We start from the raw sequence: 23,232 nt of genomic DNA on the forward strand, positions 1-23,232 counted from the left end.
CGTGCCCCTCACCGCCGCGTGCCGTCACCCCAAAAGTGTGGTGCATTTTATACACATTTCCGCATTCTTCGGCTATAGTACCGATAGCTCTCCCTTTCGATCGTGCCGCGGCTGCCACCGTGATTAGCGCTTTGGATTCACCACTGCGCATCGATATCATTCAGCGCCTCTCCGAGCGCGACCACTACGTCCACGAGCTGGTGTCCGCGACCGGCAAATCGCAGCCGCTTATCAGCCAGCACCTGCGGGTTCTCAAGCGCGCGCAGATCGTCGACAGTGAGCGCACCGGCCGCGAGGTTCGCTATTCTCTGGTGGCGCCTAAGGTGCTGCCCTTGCTTCGCGACGCCTCACTGGCCACCGCTTAATGGAAGTGTGTTGATAAACTAGGGGCCATGTCCATCCACGACAGTATTCCCAAACTCGGTGCTCGCAATACCCGCCAGCGCACCGCCGTCGTTGAGGTCCTGCGTAGTCTCGACAAGTTCGTCTCTGCCAAGGACATTCACCAAGCGCTTATCGACGGTAACCAAAAAGTCGGCCTCACCACCGTCTATCGCACGCTCCAATCACTCTCGGAGATCGACGCTGTCGACGCGCTCCACATGCCCTCCGGTGAAACCCTCTACCGCCACTGCGAAAGCGATGCGCACCACCACCACCTGGTGTGCACCAAGTGCGGCCGCACCGAAGAAATCGACGGCGGCCCTATTGAAGAGTGGGCCTCCTCGGTAGCCAAGAAGCACGACTTCGAGCTGACCGGCCACGATGCCGAAATCTTCGGCATCTGCGCCGAGTGCCGCGCCCGAAACTAAGGCCCGAAATCAGGGTTTCGGGCGTTAGAAACGATGCTGGCTACTTGACGCCGCCGAAGCGGCGGTCGCGCCGCGCGTACTCCTCCACCGCGGCAAACAAGTCTTCCGGAGTGAAATCCGGGAAGAGCTTGTCCTGGTAAATCATCTCTGCATAAGCCGACTGCCAGAGCAGGAAGTTGGAGGTGCGCTTCTCACCGGAGGGGCGCAAGAACAGATCCACGTCCGGCATATCGGGGTCATACATCACCGAGCTCACCGTCTTCTCGTTGATGGAGCGCGGGTCCAGCTCGCCGCGGGAGACTTGCTCGGCGAGTTCCCGGATGCCGTCGACAAGCTCGGCGCGCCCACCGTAATTCACGCACATCACCAGGGTCATCGTGGTGTTGTCCTTGGTGAGCTCCTCGGCGGCCTCGAGCTCCTTGATAACGGAGCGCCACAGGCGCGGGCGGCGGCCGGCCCACACCACGCGCACTCCTCTCTCGTTGAGCCAGTGGCGCTGGCGGCGCAGCACGTCGCGGTTAAAGCCCATGAGGAAGCGGACTTCCTCCGCGCTGCGGCGCCAGTTTTCCGTGGAGAAGGCGTAGGCGGACAGGTAGGGAACGCCGAGGGAAAGACAGGCATCGACGACATCGAGAAGCACGGCTTCCCCGCGCCGGTGGCCTTCGGTGCGCTTCATGCCGCGCTCCTCCGCCCAGCGGCCGTTGCCGTCCATGACCAGTGCGATGTGGCGCGGCAGGAACTCCTGCGGGATAGCGGGCGGATGAAGGACTCGGTTCGGGTCAGGCGTAATCACGGATTACAGTCTACTGTTCCATGATCCCCAGCGCGCCAACGCTTCGCTCAAGATGCCATTGCAGGTGGGCGCGGGTGAGGCGATGGGCCTCTTGGGCTTGGGCGTTCGTCGGCTGGCTGGGGTGATCGTGAGCGATAAGCCACATGTGGTGCAGGGTTTCCGGGTCCACCTCGGCGGCTCCCGGCGGGCGGCATTGGTGGCAGGCAGCTCCGCCCACGGCCGGGTGGAAGGCGTGGTGGGGGCCGGGCCTTTGGCACTGGGCGCAATCGAAAAGGCTGGGTGCCCAGCCGGCGTGGGACATGGCTTTGAGGAGGAATGCGTCGAGAAGCATGAGCGGATCTCCGTGCTGGAGTTGGTTGAGGATATCGACGCAGGCATCGTAGAGGTAGGGGTCCCCGGGGGCATCGGCGGCGGCGAGGCGCTCGGCGGATTCGAGGGCGGCGCAGGCGGCGGTGTAGCGCTCGTAGTCCTCGATGATGCGCGCGCCGAAGTAGTCAACGGTATCGGCTTGGGAGATGGTGTAGAGGTTGCGGCCGGGATACAGCTGCACGTCGAGGTTGACAAAGAGCTGCAGGCGCGAGCCGAAGCGCGATTTGGCGCGGCGAACACCCTTGGCCACCCCGCGCACGAGGCCGTGGTAGCGGGTCAAGAGCACGATGATGCGATCTGCCTCGCCGAAATCATAGGTGCGGATGACGAGGGCGCGGTCGCGGAAATTCTCGCGCATGTAGAAGCTCGCCAGCTCTTAGAAGCCCAGGCGGCCCAGCGCCTTCGGGTCCGATTGCCAGTTCTTCAAAACCTTAATGCGCAGGTCAAGGTAGACGTTCTGGCCCAGCAGCTGGATGATTTCCTTGCGGGCGGTGCCCACGATGCGGCGGAAGCGGCGGCCATCCTTGCCCTCGATGATGCGCTTTTGGCCGGGGCGCTCCAGGTAGAGGATGGCGTGGACGTTGAGGACGTCTGGGCGTTCCTGGCTGGGCAGGATCTCATCGACCTCGACGGCGACGGAGTGCGGGAGCTCGTACTTCAGGCCGGACAGCGCGGACTCGCGGATCAGCTCGGCGATGCGCTTGGACTGGTCTTCGTCGGTGACATGGTCATCGGGGTAGAACTTGGGGCCTTCGGGGAGGTGGTCCACGATGACCTGGGTCAGCTCATCCAGCTGCACGCGCTCGGTGGCGGAAACTGGGATGACCACGGCATCGGGGTTCTCTTCGGCGAGCAGCTCATGCAGGGCGAGCAGCTGGGCGCCGACTTGGTCCTTGGATGCTTTATCCAGCTTGGTGACGATGCCGATGATGGGGGTCTTCGGGGCGACCTTACGCACGTTCTCCAGGATCCAGCGATCACCGGGGCCAATTTTTTCATCCGCGGGGATGGTCAGGCCGATGACGTCGACGTCGGCGTAGGTGTCTTTGACGACCTCGTTGAGTCGCTCGCCGAGCAAGGTGCGCGGGCGGTGCAGGCCGGGGGTGTCGACGAGGACGATTTGCGCATCCTCGCGGTGGACCAGGCCGCGGATGGGGTGGCGGGTGGTTTCCGGCTGGTCAGCCGTGATGGCGATCTTCTGCCCCACCAGCGCGTTGGTCAGGGTGGACTTGCCGGTGTTGGGACGGCCGACGAAGGACACGAAGCCGGAGTGGAAGCCCTCGGGCGTGTCGGTGTACTGCGAATAGTCGGCGGGGTTGGCTTCGCCCTCGGCTGGTAGGTCGGCGAAGGCGGCATCGAAATCAGTGCTCATATTGCCTCATATCATAACGCAACAGCTGCCGAGTCCCGTTCTTGTTGTAAAGCGCTGCTCTGACTCTCGACGTGCGGCCCCGAGAGCTTCCTGCCGATGCACCGGCAGATGGTCCTTGTAGTTTGGTCCTTCTACTCTGGTCCCTTCTCTGTGCAAAGGGACCATCTGGTGCCGGTTTTCGCGTGCTAAATGGTCCCTTTAGTGTGCGAAGGGACCAGACTAAAGGGACCTTCTGCACTTTCGCGGAGTTTATCCGCCCTGCAGAGGGTTCCAGTCAGACGGTTCTAGTCATAAGGTTTCTTTGCCCCCAAACGAACCATCTAGAGGCCTCCAGAAGGTTTGTTTGCCCCCAAGAGAACCTTCTGACCCGAACCATGTGAGTAGAACCTTATAGCTGGAAACGACATCGTTGAAGGTGGGCCGCGAAAGCAGCAACGAGGTGCGGGTGAAGGTTGGTGGCGCGAGGTTATCCGCCGCATGGCGACTGCGAAAAAGCTTGCGCCACATGGCATCTTGCAAACGGCATCTTCCGAAAGGCGTCTTTGGTAGGAAAAACGCCATCTGGACGCCGCAAAAGGCGTTTTCAGGAGTGAAAACGCCTTCTGACAGATGCCTTCTGCGGGATGCCATTTGCCGGACGCCTTTTGCGGGGCTAAGGATCAGACTGGCGCGCGAGACCAAGCAAAACCAAGGATCAGGCTGGTGCGCGAGACCAAGAAAACCAGACAGAGCCCAAGGCTGCAAAGGCGCGCGGGCAGCGAAAGAGGCGTGAAAGCTAGAGCTCCGTGACCTGGAACTGCAGCTGCGGGTGAGCGAAGACGTCCTGCGACTCGATGAGCAGCAGTTCCTGGGAATCCGCCTCGTAGGTGTTCTGCAGCAAGTCGAAGACGGAAGACGCGGTGCGCTTGAGCGCTTCCTTCGCATCATGCGTCTCCACGTAGTGGCCGGTGAAAAGCGAGGCCGTGACATCGCCCGAGCCGTTGCGCTTGAACGGCAGCTTGGGGGTGGTAACCAGGAAGGCGCGCTCGCCATCAACGGCGAGCATCTCAATCTCGTCCTCGCTGGTCTCTGGGCGCTGCACCGAGGTCACCAGCACAGTCTTCGGTCCGATCTCCTGAGCGCGCTTCACCGCGGCGAGGGTCTGCTTCAAGGTGCCGACCTCGGAGTCCGTCAAGTAGCCCAGCTCAAACTGGTTCGGGGTGATGATGTCCGCGACGGGAACGACCTTATCGCGCAGCAGCGGCGGGATTTCATCGGAGACGAAGCAGCCGGACTTGGCGTTGCCCATCACCGGGTCGCAGGCATAGAGGGCACTCGGGTTAACCGCCTTGATGCGGTTCACGGCATCCACGATGGCGCCGGCGATGTCCGGGCCGCCCTGGTAGCCAGACAAAATCGCATCAATGCGCGGAAAGGCGCCGCGCTTCTCGATGCCGTCCACAATCGCCGTGACCTCTTCCGCCGGGATCATCGGCCCGCCCCAATCGCCATAACCGGTGTGGTTGGAGAAGTTCACCGTGTGAATCGGCCACACCTCATGGCCAGCGCGCTGAAGTGGAAAGACTGCTGCGGAGTTGCCCACGTGGCCGAAGGTGACGTGGGACTGAATGGAGAGGATGTTCATAATCCCCTATTGTGCTACGCCCCACGCAGCACCTCAACGATTGGCCTCATTTAAGCAAACGAACTGCCTGTGTTTGGCCGCAACTGACACAGGCGGTGGGCCCACCCGCATCCGGATTACAGACCGCCGCCGGGGACTTCCTTATCCAGCTCGGCGCGCTCGGCCGCATCCGGGAAGGCCTTCGGGCCAGAAGGCTTGGGCTGGTAGCTCACGCCGCGTGCTGCCAAGTCCTCGTACCAGTCCGCCAGCAGCTCATTCTGCAGGCCAAACATTTCCTTTTCCTCCGCCGCAGTCGTGTGGTCATAGCCCAGCAGGTGCAGGCAACCATGCACGGTGAGCAGAGCCAGCTCGTGGCCCAGTGAGTGGCCGGCGGCCGTGGCCTGGCGCTGAGCGAACTCCGGGCAAAGCACGATATCGCCCAGCATCGCAGGTCCGGCCTCCACCGCGTCGGGGCGGCCAGCCGTAGCACCCGGGGTGAGCTCATCCATGGGGAAGCTCATCACGTCGGTCGGGCCCTCCAGATCCATCCAGCGCACGTGCAACTCCGCGATGGTATCCAGATCCACCGCGGTAATCGTGCACTCGGCATCCGGATTCACGTCGAGGCGGCCGAGGGCGTAGGAGCAGACGTCGATCAGCATCTCCTCGTTGACGCCGTCATAACCGGACTCGTTAATAAACTCGATGCTCATTTCTTCTCCTCCTGCTCAGCAAAGTTATCGTAGGCCTCCACGATGCGCCCGACCAGCTGGTGGCGCACCACATCAGCAGAGCCCAGCTCCGCGAAGTGGATATCCGGCACACCCTTCAGGATGCGGCGAACCAGACGCAGTCCGGAGACCTGGCCACCGGGCAAGTCCACCTGGGAAATATCGCCGGTCACCACGATGGTGGAGCCAAAGCCCAGGCGCGTCAGGAACATCTTCATCTGCGCCGGGGTGGTGTTTTGGGCCTCGTCGAGGATGACGAAGGCATCGTTGAGCGTGCGGCCACGCATATAGGCCAGGGGTGCGACCTCAATGATGCCGGCCTCCATGAGCTTCGGAATCATCTCCGGATCGATCATGTCCCGCAAAGCGTCGTACAGCGGGCGCAGGTAAGGGTCGATCTTGTCGTTGAGGGTGCCGGGCAGAAAGCCCAGCTTCTCCCCCGCTTCAACTGCCGGGCGGGTCAAGATAATGCGGCTGACCTGCTTGGCGCGCAGGGCCTGCACCGCCTTGGCCACCGCCAGGTAGGTCTTACCGGTACCGGCCGGACCGATACCGAAGACAATCGTGTTCTCATCGATGGCCTGCACGTAGCGCGACTGCCCAAGAGTCTTCGGCCGCACAGCCTTACCGCGGCGCGAGACAATATCGGCCGCGAGCGTCTCAGACACGGAAGCGGGAGCATCCACCGTGACAAGGTCCAGAGTGTGCTTAACGGTATCGGTGCTCACCGGATGCCCACGGCGGGCAATCGCCTCGAGCTCCTCTAAGACCTTGCGTGCGCGGGCCACCTCATAGTCCGGGCCGGCGGCGGTGACTGTGGTGCCGCGAGCGAAAAGGTCCACGCCCACGAGGTTGCCCAAAACGCGCAGGTTATCGTCCGCCGGACCGAGCACCGTGGCGAGGTAGGCGGAATCGAGATCAAACTTGGTGGTGATAATAGGCACGCCCAAAAGGCTACCAGCGCGCGGTCAGGGTGCCGATGCTGGCCAACGCCACCATGCTTGCCGACGCCGTCCGCAACACCTCCGGCCCCAACTTGATCGCCGTCGCACCGGCGTCCTGTAGGCGGGCTAGTTCCTCCGCGCCGATGCCGCCCTCCGGGCCCACCAGCAGGTAGATGGTCTCGGCGGAGTCGAGGTCAGCAAGATCCTTGAGCCGAGCCTCGGCGTCCTCGTGGAGGACCAGCGCGCGAGCACCGGAGATTTCCTGGCACAGCTGGCGGGTGGTCAGCGGGCCGCGCACGGCGGGCACGCGCGCGCGGCGCGATTGCTTAGCGGCCGCCACGGCAGCAGATTCCCACTTGGCTAGCGCCTTCGGGGCCTTCTTGGCATCCCACTTGGACACGCAGCGGTCTGCCTGCCAGGCGATGATCTCATCCGCGCCGGCCTGGGTGGCCAGGTCGACGGCCAACTCGGCGCGCTCCGATTTCGGGATGGCCTGGACCACGACCACCCGTGGGGAGGGCTCGGGGAGGATTACGAGGTCGTCGACAAGCGCGGCCAGCGTGTCCTTGCCCTGCGTATCGGTGATGGTGGCGGTGGCGCGGCGCCCGGACCCATCGATCAGGGCCAGGTGCTCCCCTGGTCCCATGCGCTTGACGGTGACCGCGTGGCGGCCCTCCGCGCCATCGAGGCCCACGGGCTGGCCGACCTCGGCGAGGGACAGGTCCGGGTGGAGGAAGACGGGCAGAGACATTAGCGGCGGAACTTGCCTCGGAGGCGGGTAAAGAGGGATTCGCCCTGGTTGTCACCGGCGCGGTGCACCTCGGTGCCACCGTGGCCAGCGGCGCGGACCTTCTCCAGGGCCTCGCGGGTCTTCTTATCCAGGACCGTCGGGATCACCACATCCACGTGGGCGTGCAGGTTGCCAAAGCCATCGGTGCGCAGGCGCGGCATGCCCTTGCCCTGGAGGGTGATGGACTCGCCCGGCTGGGTGCCCGGCGCGATATCGATGGTGAGCTCCTCGCCGTCGAGCTGCTCGACGGTGCAGGAAGAGCCCAAAGCTGCATCCACCATGGGCACGCGAACCGTCAAGTGCAGGTCATCGGCATTGCGCTCAAAGACGGGGTGCGGCTCGGTGTGCACCTCAACGTACAGGTCACCAGCGGGGCCGCCGCCGTGGCCGACCTCGCCCTGGGAAGCCATGCGGATGCGCATGCCATCACCAATGCCGGCGGGGATATTCACCGTAATATCGCGACGCTTGCGCACGCGGCCATCGCCGCCGCAGTGGCCACAAGGATCGGTAACGACTTCGCCGAAGCCGTAGCACTTCGGGCAATCGCGGGTGGTCATCATGTTGCCCAGCATGCTGCGCTGGACCTCCTGAACCTGGCCCATGCCGCCGCAGTGATCACAGGTCACCGGCTTGGACTTGGACTCGGAACCGGTTCCCTCACAGCGGTCACAGATCACAGCGGTATCGACCTTAACCTGCTGCTTCACGCCGCTATAGGCCTCCTCGAGGGTAATGGTGGTGCGCAGGAGCGCATCATCGCCCGGCTGCACGCGGGAACGCGGACCGCGGGAGGCAGCTCCCCCGCCGAAGAACTCGGCGAAGATATCCCCGAGGCCGCCGCCACCGAAACCACCAAAGCCGCCGCCCTGGGCTGCGCGCTCCTCCATGGGGTCACCACCCATGTCCACAACCCGGCGCTTCTGCGGATCCAGCAGAACCTCCTGTGCAAGGGAAGCCTCGCGGAACTTCTCCGCGGCCTCGTCATCGCCCGGGTTCACGTCCGGGTGGTACTTGCGCGCCAGCTTGCGGTAGGCCTTCTTAATCTCGGCATCCGACGCCGACTTTTCTACACCAAGAATGCCGTAGTAGTCACGAGCCACGTACTGTCATCCTTCTATATCTCGTTGATGCTAAATCTAATCCGACGGGCCAGCTTACTCGCCCGCCAGAATTTCACTCACATAGCGTGCAACGGCAGAGACCTTGGAGATTGTTCCCGAGTAGTCCATATACGTCGGCCCCACCACACCGAGCCCGCCGAGTGCTGCGGCCTCCGAGCCGGTGCCGAATCCATAGCGCGTGGCCACGACGGAGGTTTGGCGCAGCTCATCGGCCTCGTTTTCCTCGCCGATGGAGACCGAAACATTGCCCAGGTCTGGCACGCGCGCCAGCAATTTCAGCACCACGACCTGCTCTTCCAGGGCCTCGATGATCGACGGCAGGCCCTCGGGCAGGGCCACGCGGGTGAGGTTAGAGGTTCCCGCCATGATCAGGCGATCGGAGGGCTGTTCGACGAGGGTCTCAATCAGCGTGGTGGCTGCTTTGAGGAGGTGGGGGCGGATGTCGGCTGGGGAGTCGTCGACAAGCGCGGCCAACTCCGCCGAGGCATCGGTGAGCGTCTTACCCTCCAGGGCGGTGTTGAGGATATCGCGCAGGCGGTGGGTCTGCTCGGGGTCGATGACGTCATCGAGCTCCACATTGCGCTGATCGACGCGCCCATTATCCGTAATGAGCACCAGCAGCAGTCGCACCGGTGACAAAGCTACGACCTCGCAGTGCTTGACGCGGGAGACTTTGAGGTTGGGCATCTGCACCACGGCAGCTTGCTTGGTCACTTGGGCCAGCAGCTGGACCGAACGGCGCAGGACGTCTTCCAAATCGACGCCGCCTTCGAGGAAGGTGAGCATGGCGCGGCGCTCGGCCTTGGAGAGCGGCTTGACGTCGTGGAGCGTGTCGACGAACTGGCGGTAGCCCTTCTGCGTGGGCACGCGCCCGGAGCTGGCGTGTTCTTGGGCGATGAGGCCTTCGGCTTCGAGCACGGCCATGTCATTGCGAATCGTCGCCGAGGACACGCCCAGCTGGTAGCGCTCGAGCAGGGCCTTGGAGCCGACCGGCGATTGCGAGGCGATGTAGTCCGCGACGATGGCGCGCAGGACTTCTTGGCGGCGGGCATCGGTGGAGCTAGACATGTCTTTAAGGCTATCCGTTCTGGCGGTCAGGGGTGGAAAAGCTGTGGAAATCAACGACTACGGGCAGGTAGTTCACCGCCGCTTCCAAGTGGTTCTACTCAAATGGTTCGGGTCATACGGTTTACCTGTGCCCAAACGAACCTTCTTGCAGCCCAAGGAAGGTTTGTTTGCCCCCCAAACAAACCTTCTGACTGGAGCCTTTTCACTGGAACCATCTACGAGGGTCGAAGCCAGCCGCTAGTGGGCCAGCTGATGCGGACTTGGAGGCCGGCCCGCAGGTGGGGCAAGCCGCTAACGAGCGGTGTCTTCAGCCACAAGGAGGTCGGTGATGATCCCGTCCGCGAGCAGGCGGCCCGCCTTGGTCACGCGGAGGCGGCCGTCACAAAGCTCGAGCAGGCCGCGCTCAATAAAGCGCGCGGCCACGGGCTCGGCGGCCGGCGCGAGCCAGGACGCCGGGATGCCCTCGCGCAGGCGCAGGCCCAGCATGATGCGCTCGGTGTGGCGGTCGGCGGCGCTGAGCTGCTCGCGCTCCTTGATGGGCAGCTCCCCCTCGCCGACGGCCTTGATGTAAGTCCGCGGGTTCTTCACGTTGAAGAAGCGCTCGTTGCCCAGGTGCGAATGCGCGCCCGGGCCCGCGCCCCACCAATTGCCGTCCATCCAGTAGATGCGGTTGTGCTGGCACTCCCCGCCCGGCTTGGCCCAGTTGGACACCTCATACCACTCGAAACCCTCGGCTTCGAGCGTGGAGGAGATCATCTCATAGCGCCGGGCCAGCACGTCCTCATCCGGGGCCGGAAGCAGACCCTTCGATACCTTGCGGGCCATACGCGTGCCATCTTCCACGATGAGCGAATACGCGCTGATGTGATCCACCCCGGTCTCCAAGGCACGCTCCAAGGTCAGGGCCACATCCGCATCTTCTTCTGTCGGCGTGCCATAAATCATGTCCAAGTTGACGTGCTCGAAGCCCGCATCGATGGCTTCGCGCGCCGCATCGAAGGCCCGGCCCGGCGTGTGGGCTCGCTCCAACACGGCGAGCACCCCCGGGGAGGCGGATTGCATGCCCAGGGAAAGGCGGGTGAAGCCGGCGTCGAGAAGCCCAGCGAAGTACTCCGGCGAGGTGGATTCCGGGTTGGATTCCGTGGTGACCTCCGCGTCCGGGGCGAGGCCGAAGGTGTCGCGAACCTTCGACAAGACACGGCCCAGGCCGTCGGCGCCCAGCAGGCTCGGCGTGCCACCGCCAATAAAAACCGTCTCGGCCTCGCGCCCCACCTGGGCCGCCGCCATCTCCAGTTCCTTCTCCAGAGCAGCCAGATAATCGCTGGTCAGGTCCCCTCCCAGCTCACCCGGGGTATAGGTGTTGAAGTCGCAGTAGCCGCAACGGGAGGCGCAGAAAGGAACGTGAATGTAGAGACCAAAGGGATCCATGGGAACAAAGTATCCGACAGCGCCGTTAAAGCGGTAGTCTATAGTGCAGATTTGCAACCCCGATAGTGAAGAAAGGCCTCTTTTAAGTGGAACCTCCGAGTCGATGTCCCCGCCGCCTCCCTAAGGCGGTGGGGTAAGCCGTGTTATCTGCCATCCTGATGATTGTGGCGGGTTTCGCCGTCATCGCTCTCATTATCGTGGCCAACGCCTACTTCGTGGCGCAGGAATTCGCCTTCATGTCGGTGGACCGCACGCAGCTGCGCCAGCGCGCAGCGACTGGGGATAAGCCCGCGGAGCGCGCCTTAAAGATCACGCAAAAGACATCCTTCATGCTCTCCGGCGCGCAGCTGGGTATCACGATTACCGGCCTGCTCATCGGTTATGTGGCCGAGCCCCTCGTGGGCCAAGGCCTGGGCCAGCTGCTGGGCGGCGTGGGCGTGCCCACGGGTGTATCCGTCGCGGTAGGCACCGTGGCGGCGCTTGCTATTTCGACGGTTCTCACCATGCTCTTCGCCGAGCTCTTCCCGAAGAACTACACCATCGCAGCCCCCATGAAGTCAGCGCTGTGGCTGTCCGCATCGACGATGTGGTACCTCAAGATTTTTGGCTGGCTCATCCACTTCTTCGAGTATTCCTCCAATGCCCTGCTCAAGTTATTCGGCATCGAGCCGGTGGAGGATGTCGATTCTTCTGCCACCACCGATGACTTGGAGTCCATCGTCGATGCCTCCCACGAGGCCGGCGACTTGGATGAGGACACCTACCTGGTGCTCGACCGCCTCCTCGACTTCCCCGAACACGACGTGGGACACGCCATGATTCCGCGCTCGCGCGTGGATGTCATCGAGCCCGAAACCACCATCGGCGAGGTGCGCGAGATGATGTCGGAGAACCACACCCGCTACCCCATCATCGACGATGAACACAATCCCATCGGCGTGGTGCACCTCTACGACGTGCTGGGCACCGAGCTGCCCGCGGCCACCCCGGCCCGCGAAATCATGAAGGCCCCCGTGGTGGTGCCGGAGCTCATGCCGCTTCCCGACGTCGTCACGGAGCTTCGCGACGCCGACGAGAAACTCGCCTGCGTCATCGACGAATACGGCGGCTTCGTCGGCATCGTGACCATGGAGGACTTGGCCGAGGAAATCCTCGGCGATGTCACCGACGAGCACGACCTCGAAGAAACCGAGGAAATCACTGAGCAGGACGAGACGCACTGGATCGTCGACGGTGACACGCCCATCGACGAGGTGGAGCGCGCCATCGGCCACGACCTGCCAGAGGGCGATTTCGAAACCGTCGCCGGCCTGCTCATCGCTCATTCCGGCACGCTGCCGGAGGAAGGCGAAGAGCTTTCCATCGAGCTTGAGGCCGAGCCGGAAGACTGGGTCGATGGCGACGAAGCCCCCATCCGCACGCTCAACGTGCGCGTCGAGGAAATCGACCGCCACGTCCCCTCCGTCCTATCACTCGAGCTGGTGGAGGAATTCCCGGAAGGAGAAGATGACTAATGACTGATACCTGGTGGTTTAACCTCATCGTCACCCTGCTCATCATCGCTGCTTCCGCGTTCTTCGTGGTCATCGAGTTCTCCCTCATGGGCGCTCGCCGCAACCGCTTGGAAGAAACCGCGGAGTCCTCAGCGGCCTCGCGTGCGGGCCTGCGCTCGCTCAACGAGCTGACCATCATGTTGGCCGGCGCGCAGCTGGGCATTACCGCCGCGACGTTCGTCCTTGGTGCGGTGACCAAGCCCTGGGTCCATCACCTCCTGATGAGCCCACTTGAGGCGCTGGGCCTGCCGTTGGGCGTTGCGGACGTCGTCTCCTTCCTCCTTGCGCTGTTCGTCGTGACCTTCCTGCACTTGGTCATCGGTGAGATGGCGCCAAAGTCCTGGGCCATTGCCCACCCGGAAACGGCTCTGCAGCTCATCGCGGTCCCTGCTCGCGGCTTCATTTGGCTCTTCCGCCCGCTGCTGATCTGGATTAACAAGATGGCCAACAAGCTGGTCCGCATGACTGGTGAAGAACCTGTGGACCGCGCCGGTGCAGCCGGCTACGACGCAGAAACCTTGCGCCATCTGGTCGAGCACTCGCGCCTGACGGGCACGCTTGACGACGACTCCGCGAACCAGATCACCGGCGTCATCGAGCTGGAAGCCTCCACCGCGGCCCAGTTGGCCCGCGAGCACGGCTCGGAAATCCTGCCGCTTTCCTCCGATGCCACCGTGGCCGAGCTCCACGAGCTCGTAGTACGCAAGTCCATCATGCGCGTGCTGGTCTACCCGCGTACCTCGCGCATCCCCCGCATCGTCCATGTGCGCGACACCCTGTTGGCGGACCCGGAAACTCCGGTGCTAGATTTCTCGCGCCCCGCACTGGCGGTGGGCTCCTCCTCCACCGTGCAGAAGACGCTGGACCAGATGCGCGCCCGCAATGAGCAGCTCGTCGTCGTGGGCAAGCCCACCAAGGACAAGACGGTGTGGATCCTCACCTGGGATGACATCATGGGCCAGCTGTGGCCGCAGATTACGGAGCAGCTGGACCAGGCCGTGCCGGCGTCGAAGAACCCGGGGGTCTAGCGCTTACGCGCTAAACGGGGGAACACGAAGCTAAGCGTGACACGGAAAGCTAGGCGTGGCACACGAAGCTAGACGTGACACGCTAACAGCGAAAAGCGCCACCGAGAGAGGGAATCTCGGTGGCGCTTTTCTTAGGTAATCCTTGTGTGTTGGCAACAAGGAAGTCTGTGATGCGGCGACTAGGCAGTCGTGGCGGCCTTCTTCTGACGCTTGGCGCGCACACGGGCAACAACGGCGTCGATACGCGCGCGCTCCTCCAGGAAGGGCGGCGGGTTATGCCCGCGCATGGTGCGCACGAAGGCGGGGTGTGCCTCAACGACGGTGTGGCGCCAGGCCTGCACTGCAATGAGCGCGGACTCGCCGGCGCGCTTGTACAGGTTCGGCAGGGAGACCACATCGAGGTTGCGGGCCACGGCGTCGGTTTGCGCCAGCACGTACTCAACCAGCTCGCGCAGGTAGGCGGCCACCGCGGCGGTGCGGCCGCGCAGGGTTTCTGCCAGCTCCGAAACCACAACGGGCGGGCCGGAGATGGGCAGGCCCTCAGCGAGCGCGCGGGCGGTAAGCTGCTTCGGTTCCTCAACGTCGTTGTCGCCGGAGGAGGCAGCCGAGATGGTGCCGGACTTCAGCCCGGAGACCAGCGCGTGGCGCAGGCCGATGAGTTCGCCGACACAACGCCCGGAATCCACGCGGGCGTCCTCGACGATGTCCCCCAGCTCAGCCAAGCAGTCGAGGGAGAGTTCATCATCCCAGTCCTCGATGGCCTCGATGAGGTGCTCAATGTAGTCAACGACTTCGTCGCCGATGTTATAGATTTCTTGGGTCAGCTCACGGTGGCGCAGCTCGGCTGCGATTTTGTGCATAGGCTGCCCTTTCCGCGAGAACCTCTAGTTGAGGTTTAGAGTTTTTCTGACCCCGCTGACTCTATTAGAGATTCTCCCGTGGGTCTGCGCGACACTCCGAAGGAATTCACAGACTCCATCCAGCCTTATTTCTTGCCGGCGTAGAGGCGCTCAATGTCCGCTGCGTAGCGCTGCGCCACGACATAGCGCTTCACCTTCATCGTGGGGGTGAGTTCGTTGCTTTCCTCGGTGAGGTCCTGGTCGAGGATGACGAACTTCTTAATGCCCTCGGCGTGGGAGACCGTAGCGTTGACCTGGTTGATGGCGTCCTGAATATCCGCGCGCAGTGCCGGATCAGCAGCTACCTCACGCATGCCCTTGGTCGCGGAAATGTTGTGATCGGCCTTCCAGCGCTTGAGCGCGTCCTCATCGAGGGTGAGCAAGACGCCGATGAAGGGTTTGCCGTCGCCGACCACCATGGCCTGGGAAATCAGCGGGTGGGAGCGCAGGATATCTTCCATCGGCCCCGGCGAGACGTTCTTGCCGCCGGCGGTGACGATGAGGTCCTTCTTGCGGCCGGTGATAACGAGCTTGCCGTCCTCATCGATTTCACCCAGGTCGCCGGTGTTGTACCAGCCGTCCTGCAGGGAGTTCTCGGTGGCTTCCTCGTTCTGCCAGTAGCCCTTGAAGACGATATCTCCCTTGATCATGATTTCGCCGTCGTCGTTAATGCGCAGCGTCGTTCCACCCAGCGGCGGGCCGACGGTACCGATGGACTGGTCCACGAAGTCCACGGCGGCAGCCGCTGCGGTCTCCGTCAGGCCATAGCCCTCGTAGATGGTCACGCCGATGCCGCGGTACCAGTGCAGCAAGTCCTGCGAGATGGCCGAACCACCGGAGATGCAGTACTTGACCTCGCCGCCCATCGCCTGGCGGATGGCGGAATAGACCAGCTTGTCAAAGGCCTTGTGCTTGGCCTTGAGGACTCGGTTAGGCCCCTCCGGAGTATCCAGCGCCTTGGAGTATTCGATGGCGACCTTTTCAGCTTGGTCGAAGATTGCACCCTTGAATGCGGAGGAGGCGTGGGCCTTCGCGGACGCGCCGTTGCGTACCTTCTCAAACACGCGCGGCACGCCGAGGATCAGGTTCGGGCGGGAGCGCGCGAATTCGATGGTGATGGTGCCGAAATCGGACCAGTGGTTCTGGGAGGCACCGCCGATGGTGACCGCCAGTGACACCGCGCGGCTAAAGACGTGTGCCAAAGGCAGGAAGGTCAAAACGTGCGCACCCGGCACGGCGATGGCACCAATGGGGTTGGTCAGCAGGCCGCGCGCCTCTGCCAGCCAATTGCGGTGGGTCAGCATGCAGCCCTTGGGGCGACCGGTGGTGCCAGAGGTGTAGACCAGCGAGGCGACGTCATCGGTGTTCGTGGCTTCGATGCGCTGGTCGACGGTGTCGTCGCTGATGTCGCGTCCCTCAAACTTCAGCGTATCGATGGCCGAAGAGTTAATCTCTAGCACGCGGCGCAGCTGGGAGGGCGAGCCGTGCAGCTGCGGGGTGCCATCCTCCTGCAGCTTCAGGTGCTTAACCAGCTCGGAGTGCTCGCGGGTTTCCGTAATGGCGAGGATCGCGCCGGAATCCTCAATGATCCACTGGACCTGTGACATCGATGAAGACGGGTACACCGGAACGGAGATAGCACCGGCGGCCCAGATGGCATAGTCCAACAGGGACCACTCGTAGCGGGTGGTAGAAATAAGAGCCACGCGGTCTCCCTGCTCCACGCCGAAAGCGATGAGGCCCTTGGCCACCGCGTAGACCTCTTCCACGAACTCTTTGGCCGTGACGTTGACCCACTCGTAGTTCGCGGGGCGGGTAAACAGCACGCCATGTGGGCGGGCGTGTGCCGTAGCCATCATGGCGGTAAGGCAGGTCTCCCCGTCTTTGATCTCGAACTCCGCTTTCGTATGCGCTTCATTCAAAGTCACAGTTGTGTCCTTTCCCACAAAAATTAAATTCCAGCCCACTCTACCAACCGGATTTCTCCCGCGCGCAGGGAGGGCGTGGCACAATTGGGGGATGTGACTACCCGTGATCTGCTTCAAGAACTTGCCCAACGCCACGGCGTGGCCTGCGAGTACACCGCCCAGAACGGACAGCCCGTGTACGTCAGCGAGGAAACAATTACCTATACGCTGCGCGCACTCGGCGTCTCTATCTCCGACCGTCCGGACGATGAGGAGCTAACCCAAGCCCTGTTCGAGGATTATCTCGAGCGCGCCTCCCGCCCGCTGCCGCCGTGCGTGGTGGCCCGCGAGGGTGCCGAAAAGTCTTTCGTCGTCCACGTCCACGACGGCGACCCCGTCACCGTCACCATCGAGCTGGAAAACGGCGAGACGCGGCCGACTTACCAGGATCCGAACAACGCCCCGGCTGCCGACGTCGCCGGAACCATGTGGGGCGAGGCCAGCTTCCACGTCCCCGGTGACCTGCCCTTAGGTTTCCACAAGCTGCACTTATCCTCGCCCGGCATCGGCGAACACGAATGCCCGCTCATCGTCGTGCCGAACCATCTGAGCACAGCAGATCGCTTCCTCGAGCGCCCCGCCGCGGGCGCGATGGCGCAGTTGTATTCGGTGCGCTCCGAGAAGTCCTGGGGCATGGGCGATTTCGGAGATCTAGCCGAGCTCGCGGAGGTACTGGCTCCGGATTATGACTTCCTCCTTATCAACCCGCTGCACGCGGGCGAGCCAATCCCGCCTGTGGAGGATTCGCCCTACCTGCCCACCACGCGGCGTTTCATCAACCCGATTTACATCCGCATCGAGGATATTCCGGAGCTGAAACAGCTCAGCCCGGAGCTTCAGGAGGACGTCGCCGAGCTCGCCGCCGAGTTCCGCGAGCGCAACCGGTCTGCCGAAGAGATCGACCGCGATTCCATCTTCGAGGCCAAGCTGCAGGTGCTGCAGGAGCTCTTCAACCAGGGAATGACCCCGGAGCGCCGCACCGCCTTCAGCGAGTACCAGCGCCGCGAGGGCCGCGGCCTGCGCAATTTCGCGCTGTGGTGTGCAGAGACTGAACTCTCGCGCCACAGTGGTCGCCGCCACGCGCTGAGCCTCGACGTCAACGACTTAGCCGAGTTCTATTCCTGGCTGCAGTTCCTCTGCGATGAGCAGCTGGATGCCGCCCAGCGCCGCGCGCTCGACGCCGGCATGAGCATCGGGCTTATCACCGATATGGCCGTGGGCATCCACCCCGCTGGTGCCGATGCTGTCAACCTCTCCGAGTACCTGGCTCCCCAGTGCTCGGTGGGCGCTCCGCCGGATGACTATAACCAGCAGGGTCAGGACTGGTCGCAGCCGCCGTGGCACCCGGTCCGTCTGGCAGAGGCCGGCTACGAGCCGTGGCGCGATTTGCTGCGCACGATGCTGGGCAACGCTGGCGGTCTGCGCGTCGACCACGTGCTGGGCTTGTTCCGCCTGTACTGGATCCCGCGCCAGTCCACCCCGCTCAACGGCACCTATGTGACCTATGACTGGGAAGCCATGCTCGGCATCCTCGCGCTCGAGGCCGAGCGCGCCGGCGCGGTCCTCGTGGGTGAGGACCTGGGCACCCTCGAGCCCTGGGTTCAAAATGCATTACGCGATATGGGGGTACTCGGCACCACGATCATCTGGTTTGAGCACGCCAACGAAGGGCCCACCCCGCGCCCGCAGGATCAATACCGCCACATGGCGATGTCCTCTGTAGGCACGCACGATCTGCCGCCCACACTGGCCTACCTGCGCGGCGACCACATCGCACTGCGCGCCCGCCTGGGCCTGTTGACCCGCCCGGTGGCGGAGGAAGAAGCCGAGGATCGCGCGTGGCAGGATGAGGTCAAGGATAACCTGCATGCCTATGGCATGTTGGAGAACCGCGAGAACGAAGAGGACGTGCTGGTTGCCCTGCACCGCTACATTGCGGGAACCCCCTCCGCGCTGACGGTCACCAACGTGGTGGATATGGTCGGTGACGTGCGCGCGCAAAACCAACCGGGCACGACGAAAGATCAGTACCCCAACTGGTGCATCCCGCTGTGCAATACCGCCGGCGAGCCAGTCCTCTTGGAGGATCTACCGAAGCAGGAGCTCTACCAGCGCCTCGCCCAAGCCGCCAAGAGGCCAGGGGACGAACGCTAAAGCGTCGTCCCTTTAAAGGACGACGCCCACCACTGCCACCACGACGATGAGCGCGATCATCAGCCACAGGGTCACGCTCACTCGGGATTTAGGCAGTGCCCGCTTGCGGTGGACGTGTTCGGAGCGCTCGGGGTCCCACAGGCCTTCGCGGTGATCATCGGGAGTCATGGTTCTTCATCCTAGTCACGGGCACAAGCCACGAATACACCCGGTCGATTGCCCACATCAGGAGCCACCCCATGACGGTTGCGGCCGGCACCGCCGTGACGGCGAGCACCGCCATTTGCACCCACACCGGCGCCTGCACGAGCCATTCCATGCCCTCAGGGTAGCCTGTTGTGCATGAGCCGTGCACCTTTCACTGTCACCTGCCCCGCGGGCACCATCACCGGCTACCTCGATGAGGACGTGGCCCATTTCCATTCCATCGAGTACTCCCACATCCCCGGGGATTTTGAGAACCCCGAACCCGCACCGCCACGTGACCAGGATGCGCGCACCCCGCACCCGGAGAAGATCGCGCTGACCATCACCGCCCCCGCGCCCGGCAGCCGCGCGACGTCCCTGGCGCCGACGTTGGTCTATATCCACGGCGGCCGCTATGAGCACGGTTCCCACGAGGATCCCCGCGCGGAGGGCACGCCGACCGCACAGGCGGGCATCGTCCACGTGCAACTGGGCTATCGCGTTGGGCTGCCGGGGCTTGCCCGTTTTCGTGATGACGAGCCCGACCGCTACCGCGCCATCGAGGACCTGCAGTTGGGCTTGGAATGGATCCAGAACAACATCGAGGCATTCGGCGGCGATCCCACCAACGTCACCATCCTGGGCCAGTCCGCCGGCGCCAACGCCGTACTGTGGCTGTGCCGGCGCGACCACTACCGAGGGGCGTTTCGGCGAGCGCTAGCTCTGTCCCCTGGTTTCCCGCGAGAGAGCTTCGAGGAGCGCAGTGCCACTCTGCGCCAGGTGATGAAAAAGCCCATCACGCGTTCCTCCCTGGCGGCGATGAGCCAGGAGGAGCTCGCCGCCGGCTACGCCAAGTTCCGCAAGAAGTACAGCCTCGATATGGCGCTGGGCCCCACCCCGCTGGAGTGTGGGCAGCTTGCCGACGTCCCCCTCATCCTCGCCAGCACCCGCGACGAGTTCTACAACATCCCAGCCACGCAGAAGGTCGACCGCTCCCCTTTCCGTGCCCTCATCCTGCGCTATGCGGCGCCGCGCTTCGGCTTTCCCCGCAACGGTTTCACACCCTGGTATCAGGTGGCGCAGCACATGGACAAGGACCGCCCGATGGGCCGAATGGTGGGCGATTCCATCATCCGCCGGTGGGCGGCCGAAGTGGCGGAGAAGGCTCCGGGGAAGACCTGGATGGTGGAATTTACCCGATCCTCGGGCCCGGCCCTGCACTGCGAGGAGCTGCGTCCGCTCTTCGGCAGGACGCCGCTGGCCCAGTGGCTGCAGGACTTTGTGCGCACAGGCGAGCCCGGATTCGAGGCCTACCGCCCGGAGCACGCTATCTGGGAGTACAACCTGGATAACGACGAGCATCGCGTGGCGTATTCCAGCTTGGATTATATTTCGGCGGCCTTTGCCCAGGACGGCAGCTTGCTCTAGGCCAGAAGGGCCGCGCGCAGCGGCTCGTGGGTCAGCTCCTCCACCATCCACGGGCTAAAGGCAAAAGGTGTGGCGTCGACGGCAGCGAGCACATCGCGCACCGGCGCCCACGCGAAGGAGTCAACCTCCTCCGGGTTGGGCGTCGGATCGTCTTCGGTCTCGAAGAGGTAGACCGGGCAGATTTCATTTTCCACCACGCCGGAGGAATCCACCGCGCGGTAAGCAAAGTCCGGCAGCACCAAACGCGGCGTACCGGTCAGCCCAAGCTCGAAGCGGCCGCGGCGCACGACGGCGTCGCCAGTCGGCTCGTCGGGGCCCGGGTGCCCACAGAAGGAATTGGTCCACACGCCGGGCCAGGTCAGCTTGGACAGGGCTCGGCGGGTCAGCAGCAGCTGGCCATCGCGTACCACCCACGCGGAAAAGGCAAAATGCAGCGGGGTATCTGCGGTGTGTACGGCGGCCTTGTCAGCGGTGCCGGCGGGCTTGCCCTCCGGCGAGGCTAGAACGACGAGTTCCGTCATAGATTGAGGTCTCCTACGTAGCGCACGTTGCCGATGCTAAAGCGCGCGTTCCACAAGTTTCCGGGGGCAACGTTATAGACATACTGAAGGTTGGTGGACGCACCGGCGCCCAGCGGGTGATCCAAGCCCGGCGCGGCTAGGTCCACGTTGACCTCCGGGTCATAAGGGACAGGATCCACGGTGGCCCAGCCGCCGTTGCCGTCGGCGCGCTCGAGGGTGGGTTCCGCAAGGGCGTCGGCAGGCAGGGGCACCTCGTTGAGGTTGTGAATCTTCACCGTCAGCACCGTTCCACCGCCGCCGGAGTACAGCCCCTGGAGCTCGAACTCCACGTTGAGCCCCTCATCTTTGACGGGTGCCGCCAGGTTGGAGGTGACCTCATGAGCATCTACATCCTTGGCCTCAAAGGTCGGCGGCTCCGAGCTAGACACCACGATGTTGTCCTGCGGGCCCACGTCCGGCGGCTGGAGGATGCTGCAGCCTGATAGAGCAGCCAGGCACAGCGGGGCGCACGCTAGGGGGAGGTATTTCTTCACCGCGGATCCTTTTCCATCACGACTTCGGTTTCTCCCCTACCTTAGTCGACGGGTTGGATATTCCTATTAAGGGCGTAACATCGGCCGGCGATGAACTCTATTCTCCGCATCGTCCGCAGCGCATCCGCCCTGTGGCCGTTTTATCTTGGCGTCCTTATCACCGCGTCAGTCACCGCGATTCTCTCGCTGCTGACCCCATTTATCCTCCGCGAGGCCACCGACACCGTCGTCGCGGGCGGCCCGCTGCGCACCATCCTGTGGTGGGTCGTGGCACTCTTTGTGGCGGATGCGCTGGGCAACGTCGTGAAGAATATCGGCGGCTATATCGGCGATGTCATGGTCGCACGCCTGCGCCAGATTCTTTCGACGCGCTACTTTGCCAAGCTGCTCTCCGTGCCGCAGGGCTACTACGATAACCAGGTCACCGGCACCATCATAGCGCGCTTGGACCGCTCGATTGCGAATATCACGCAATTCCTGCAGTCCTTCTCCAATAACTTCTTCGTCATGCTCATCCAGGCCGCCGCAGTCCTGGTCATCACCGCGGTGTACTACTGGCCGCTGGCCATCCTGCTGTCCGCGCTCTTCCCTATCTATATGTGGCTCACCGCGCTGACCTCGGAGCGCTGGCAGGAGTTTGAGGCCATCAAGAACGAAAACATCGACGTGGCCAATGGGCGCTTCGCGGAGGTCATCGGCCAGGTGAAGGTGACTAAGTCCTTCGTCGCTGAGGCCCGCGAGTTGGCCTCCTTCGGTTCGCGCTACCGCACGGTGGTGGATACCACGAAGCCGCAGTCGCGCTGGTGGCATTCCATGGATACCGCTCGCGGCGCGGCCATGGCGCTGATCTTCTTAGGCATCTATGGCCTGATCTTCTGGCGCACCTTGGAGGGACACTTCTCCATCGGTGACATGGTCATGCTCCTGCAGCTGGTAAACATGGCTAAGCAGCCGGTGTTCATGATGAGCTGGATCGTGGATGTCAGCCAGCGCGCCATCGCCGGCTCCAAGGATTACTTCAAGGTCATGGAGGAAGTCCCGGAGCCCACGGTCAACCCGCAGCTGGTCGCCGCCGCTGAAACCTCCGACGTGCCGGAGCTCGACCTCACCCCGGCCGAGCCGCTGCGCCCGACCGAAGGCCCGGTCTTTGCCTTCGAGGACGTGTCCTTCTCCTATGAATCGGATAAGCCGGTCGTCGCCGATATCACCTTCGCCGCCCAGGAAGGCCATAAGGTGGCACTCGTCGGTGAGTCCGGCGGCGGCAAGTCCACCTTGGTCAACCTCCTGTTGGGCCTCTACCAGCCCACGGAGGGAAAACTGACGGTACTGGGCCACGACGCCGCGGAACTTACTGCGGAGCGCCTGCGCGCCTCGGTCGGCGTGGTCTTCCAGGAGTCCTACCTCTTCTCCGGCACCATTCGGGAAAACATCGCTTATGGCAAGCCGGGGGCGACGATGGAGGAGATCGTGGACGTCGCCAAGCGCGCCAATGCACACGGCTTCATCGAAGAATTCCCCGATGGCTACGACACCGTCATCGGCGAGCGCGGCCTTAAGCTCTCCGGCGGGCAGAAGCAACGCGTGGCCGTGGCGCGCGCCATGCTGAAAGACGCCCCCATCCTCGTCCTCGACGAGGCCACCTCGGCGCTGGACACCAAGGCCGAGCGCGCCGTGCAGGCGGGTCTGGACGAGCTAATGAAGGACCGCACCACGCTCATCATCGCGCACCGCCTGTCCACCATCGCGGACGTGGACACCATCATCACCCTGGACCGCGGCCGCATCTCCGAGATCGGCTCGCCGGCGGAGCTAGCCCAGTCCGGCGGAATCTACGCTGAACTGCTGCGCCTGACCCAATCCGCCTCCGCCGCCGACCGGCAGCGATTGAAAAAATACGGATTCGTCCAAGCCACCGACGAGTAAGGTGGG

At 63.5% G+C, this 23,232-nt stretch carries 23 protein-coding genes; 7 read left to right on the forward strand and 16 right to left on the reverse strand.

All coding sequences use genetic code 11. The features are described 5' to 3' along the window. Positions 1-74 precede the first annotated feature (74 nt). Both HMPREF2807_RS13080 and HMPREF2807_RS13085 read left to right on the forward strand, forming a co-directional pair. Entirely contained in the window at positions 75-365 is a 291-nt protein-coding gene (locus HMPREF2807_RS13080) for an ArsR/SmtB family transcription factor (protein ID WP_083306733.1), read from the forward strand. Between the two features lie 27 nt (positions 366-392). Beyond that, on the forward strand, positions 393-812 hold the full coding sequence (locus HMPREF2807_RS13085; RefSeq protein ID WP_070513579.1) for a Fur family transcriptional regulator: 420 nt from the start codon (positions 393-395) through the stop codon (positions 810-812). Between the two features lie 40 nt (positions 813-852). On the opposite strand, the gene HMPREF2807_RS13090 is transcribed toward HMPREF2807_RS13085, so the two are convergent. The 11 genes from HMPREF2807_RS13090 to hemW all read right to left on the reverse strand — a co-directional run bounded on the left by HMPREF2807_RS13090 (position 853) and on the right by hemW (position 11,034). Beyond that, entirely contained in the window at positions 853-1,605 is a 753-nt protein-coding gene (locus HMPREF2807_RS13090) for an isoprenyl transferase (RefSeq protein WP_046649040.1), read from the reverse strand. 10 nt (positions 1,606-1,615) lie between these two features. Next, positions 1,616-2,332, reverse strand: a complete 717-nt coding sequence (recO, locus tag HMPREF2807_RS13095; RefSeq protein ID WP_046649039.1) for a DNA repair protein RecO — start codon at positions 2,330-2,332, stop codon at positions 1,616-1,618. Positions 2,333-2,350: 18 nt separating this feature from the next. After that, entirely contained in the window at positions 2,351-3,346 is a 996-nt protein-coding gene (gene era, locus HMPREF2807_RS13100; protein ID WP_070513581.1) for a GTPase Era, read from the reverse strand. A gap of 288 nt (positions 3,347-3,634) precedes the next feature. Then, on the reverse strand, positions 3,635-3,976 hold the full coding sequence (locus HMPREF2807_RS13945) for a hypothetical protein (RefSeq protein ID WP_141761689.1): 342 nt from the start codon (positions 3,974-3,976) through the stop codon (positions 3,635-3,637). Between the two features lie 145 nt (positions 3,977-4,121). Continuing rightward, positions 4,122-4,970, reverse strand: coding sequence for a pyridoxal kinase PdxY (gene pdxY, locus HMPREF2807_RS13105; RefSeq protein ID WP_070513584.1), 849 nt, complete (start codon positions 4,968-4,970; stop codon positions 4,122-4,124). A 116-nt stretch (positions 4,971-5,086) separates the two neighbouring features. Next, complete coding sequence (gene ybeY / locus HMPREF2807_RS13110; RefSeq protein ID WP_070513587.1) at positions 5,087-5,662, reverse strand: rRNA maturation RNase YbeY; 576 nt, start codon at positions 5,660-5,662, stop codon at positions 5,087-5,089. Beyond that, a complete protein-coding gene (locus HMPREF2807_RS13115; RefSeq protein WP_046649036.1) occupies positions 5,659-6,624 on the reverse strand; it encodes a PhoH family protein in 966 nt (321 codons plus the stop codon). The genes ybeY and HMPREF2807_RS13115 overlap by 4 nt, the downstream gene beginning before the upstream one ends. A gap of 10 nt (positions 6,625-6,634) precedes the next feature. Beyond that, positions 6,635-7,375, reverse strand: coding sequence for a 16S rRNA (uracil(1498)-N(3))-methyltransferase (locus tag HMPREF2807_RS13120; RefSeq protein WP_070513590.1), 741 nt, complete (start codon positions 7,373-7,375; stop codon positions 6,635-6,637). Next, on the reverse strand, positions 7,375-8,517 hold the full coding sequence (gene dnaJ, locus HMPREF2807_RS13125) for a molecular chaperone DnaJ (protein ID WP_070513593.1): 1,143 nt from the start codon (positions 8,515-8,517) through the stop codon (positions 7,375-7,377). The genes HMPREF2807_RS13120 and dnaJ overlap by 1 nt, the downstream gene beginning before the upstream one ends. Positions 8,518-8,571: 54 nt before the next feature. Continuing rightward, entirely contained in the window at positions 8,572-9,606 is a 1,035-nt protein-coding gene (hrcA, locus tag HMPREF2807_RS13130; RefSeq protein ID WP_046649033.1) for a heat-inducible transcriptional repressor HrcA, read from the reverse strand. Positions 9,607-9,897: 291 nt separating this feature from the next. Then, positions 9,898-11,034 (reverse strand): radical SAM family heme chaperone HemW, encoded by a 1,137-nt coding sequence (gene hemW, locus HMPREF2807_RS13135; protein WP_049157273.1) that lies wholly within the window; start codon positions 11,032-11,034, stop codon positions 9,898-9,900. Positions 11,035-11,174: 140 nt separating this feature from the next. On the opposite strand from hemW, the gene HMPREF2807_RS13140 reads away from it, so the two are divergent. Both HMPREF2807_RS13140 and HMPREF2807_RS13145 read left to right on the forward strand, forming a co-directional pair. Next, on the forward strand, positions 11,175-12,548 hold the full coding sequence (locus tag HMPREF2807_RS13140) for a hemolysin family protein (RefSeq protein WP_046649032.1): 1,374 nt from the start codon (positions 11,175-11,177) through the stop codon (positions 12,546-12,548). Then, positions 12,548-13,615, forward strand: a complete 1,068-nt coding sequence (locus HMPREF2807_RS13145; RefSeq protein WP_070513595.1) for a CNNM domain-containing protein — start codon at positions 12,548-12,550, stop codon at positions 13,613-13,615. Before HMPREF2807_RS13140 ends, HMPREF2807_RS13145 begins: the two co-directional genes overlap by 1 nt. A gap of 179 nt (positions 13,616-13,794) precedes the next feature. On the opposite strand, the gene HMPREF2807_RS13150 is transcribed toward HMPREF2807_RS13145, so the two are convergent. Together HMPREF2807_RS13150 and HMPREF2807_RS13155 are read right to left on the reverse strand one after the other, a co-directional pair. Beyond that, complete coding sequence (locus tag HMPREF2807_RS13150) at positions 13,795-14,475, reverse strand: hypothetical protein (RefSeq protein WP_070513599.1); 681 nt, start codon at positions 14,473-14,475, stop codon at positions 13,795-13,797. Positions 14,476-14,600: 125 nt separating this feature from the next. Next, positions 14,601-16,442, reverse strand: coding sequence for an AMP-dependent synthetase/ligase (locus tag HMPREF2807_RS13155; RefSeq protein ID WP_070513603.1), 1,842 nt, complete (start codon positions 16,440-16,442; stop codon positions 14,601-14,603). Positions 16,443-16,535: 93 nt separating this feature from the next. Here HMPREF2807_RS13155 and malQ point away from each other — a divergent pair, with 93 nt between their 5' ends. After that, a complete protein-coding gene (malQ, locus tag HMPREF2807_RS13160) occupies positions 16,536-18,635 on the forward strand; it encodes a 4-alpha-glucanotransferase (protein WP_232751691.1) in 2,100 nt (699 codons plus the stop codon). Positions 18,636-18,647: 12 nt separating this feature from the next. On the opposite strand, the gene HMPREF2807_RS14075 is transcribed toward malQ, so the two are convergent. Continuing rightward, positions 18,648-18,803: a hypothetical protein gene (locus HMPREF2807_RS14075; RefSeq protein WP_168162657.1), complete on the reverse strand. Its 156-nt coding sequence runs from the start codon at positions 18,801-18,803 to the stop codon at positions 18,648-18,650. Positions 18,804-18,977: 174 nt separating this feature from the next. On the opposite strand from HMPREF2807_RS14075, the gene HMPREF2807_RS13165 reads away from it, so the two are divergent. Next, positions 18,978-20,249 carry a carboxylesterase family protein gene (locus HMPREF2807_RS13165; RefSeq protein WP_070513610.1) on the forward strand — a complete coding sequence of 424 codons (1,272 nt, stop codon included), beginning with the start codon at positions 18,978-18,980 and terminating at the stop codon, positions 20,247-20,249. Here the strand turns inward: HMPREF2807_RS13165 and idi are convergent. After that, positions 20,246-20,770, reverse strand: a complete 525-nt coding sequence (gene idi / locus HMPREF2807_RS13170; RefSeq protein ID WP_070513613.1) for an isopentenyl-diphosphate Delta-isomerase — start codon at positions 20,768-20,770, stop codon at positions 20,246-20,248. The two genes, HMPREF2807_RS13165 and idi, sit on opposite strands and share 4 nt — an antisense overlap. Beyond that, positions 20,767-21,303 carry a hypothetical protein gene (locus HMPREF2807_RS13175; protein WP_046649026.1) on the reverse strand — a complete coding sequence of 179 codons (537 nt, stop codon included), beginning with the start codon at positions 21,301-21,303 and terminating at the stop codon, positions 20,767-20,769. The genes idi and HMPREF2807_RS13175 overlap by 4 nt, the downstream gene beginning before the upstream one ends. A gap of 90 nt (positions 21,304-21,393) precedes the next feature. Here HMPREF2807_RS13175 and HMPREF2807_RS13180 point away from each other — a divergent pair, with 90 nt between their 5' ends. Continuing rightward, entirely contained in the window at positions 21,394-23,226 is a 1,833-nt protein-coding gene (locus HMPREF2807_RS13180; protein WP_070513616.1) for an ABC transporter ATP-binding protein, read from the forward strand. Positions 23,227-23,232: the final 6 nt, after the last annotated feature.

Origin of the sequence: Corynebacterium sp. HMSC074A09, assembly GCF_001811545.1 — a bacterium.
GTDB lineage: Bacteria > Actinomycetota > Actinomycetes > Mycobacteriales > Mycobacteriaceae > Corynebacterium > Corynebacterium hiratae.